The organism is Paenibacillus sp. 2KB_22, from assembly GCF_052115745.1.
GTDB lineage: Bacteria > Bacillota > Bacilli > Paenibacillales > Paenibacillaceae > Paenibacillus.
Window position 1 is genome coordinate 1 of the sequence record NZ_JBFRHG010000021.1, and the last position, 878, is coordinate 878.

At 54.0% G+C, this 878-nt stretch carries 7 tRNA genes; all 7 read left to right on the forward strand.

Going from position 1 to position 878, the window contains the following annotated elements:
* Positions 1–73: 73 nt before the first annotated feature.
* The 7 genes from AB4111_RS31025 to AB4111_RS31055 all read left to right on the forward strand — a co-directional run bounded on the left by AB4111_RS31025 (position 74) and on the right by AB4111_RS31055 (position 805).
* Positions 74–149, forward strand: a tRNA-Asn gene (locus AB4111_RS31025).
* Between the two features lie 4 nt (positions 150–153).
* Positions 154–225 (forward strand) — tRNA-Glu (locus AB4111_RS31030).
* Positions 226–347: 122 nt separating this feature from the next.
* Positions 348–423 (forward strand) — tRNA-Val (locus AB4111_RS31035).
* Positions 424–441: 18 nt separating this feature from the next.
* Positions 442–515: transfer RNA gene (locus AB4111_RS31040), tRNA-Met, on the forward strand.
* A gap of 25 nt (positions 516–540) precedes the next feature.
* Positions 541–618: transfer RNA gene (locus AB4111_RS31045), tRNA-Asp, on the forward strand.
* A gap of 16 nt (positions 619–634) precedes the next feature.
* Positions 635–710: transfer RNA gene (locus AB4111_RS31050), tRNA-Phe, on the forward strand.
* Between the two features lie 19 nt (positions 711–729).
* Positions 730–805, forward strand: a tRNA-Thr gene (locus AB4111_RS31055).
* The last annotated feature ends 73 nt before the right edge of the window (positions 806–878 follow it).

Here is an 878-nt window from a genome sequence, read left to right on the forward strand (position 1 = left end):
CCATAGCTCAGCTGGGAGAGCGCCTGCCTTGCAAGCAGGAGGTCAGCGGTTCGATCCCGCTTGGCTCCACCATTCCCTGATAGCTCAGTTGGTAGAGCACTCGACTGTTAATCGAGTTGTCACAGGTTCGAGCCCTGTTCGGGGAGCCAGTAAGGCCCGTTGGTCAAGGGGTTAAGACACCTCCCTTTCACGGAGGTAACAGGGGTTCGAATCCCCTACGGGTCATAGCAATATCTATTGCTTCAACAAGGGATGAGAATCCCAAAGGTTCGTCGGAGGATGTACTTCGTTAGCAACGGCTTCGCAGTCTCGAATGAAGTGAGAGTATCCCCTACGGGTCATATTATGGAGGCTTAGCTCAGCTGGGAGAGCATCTGCCTTACAAGCAGAGGGTCGGGGGTTCGATCCCCTCAGCCTCCACCATAAGACTTTTAATAACGACGCGGGGTGGAGCAGCCCGGTAGCTCGTCGGGCTCATAACCCGAAGGCCGCAGGTTCAAATCCTGCCCCCGCAATTCACTTTCCTTGAGAAAGTACTATGGAACCGTGGTGTAGTTGGCCTAACATGCCTGCCTGTCACGCAGGAGATCGCGGGTTCGAATCCCGTCGGTTCCGCCATTTTTTAATTTAGTAAGGCTCGGTAGCTCAGTCGGTAGAGCAGAGGACTGAAAATCCTCGTGTCGGCGGTTCGATTCCGTCCCGAGCCACCATATATAACACCTGTAATACGCCGGTGTAGCTCAACTGGTAGAGCAACTGACTTGTAATCAGTAGGTTGGGGGTTCAAGTCCTCTCGCCGGCACCATGTAATCCTGGAGGATTAGCGAAGTGGCCAAACGCATCAGACTGTAAATCTGCTCCCGTACGGGTTCGGTGGT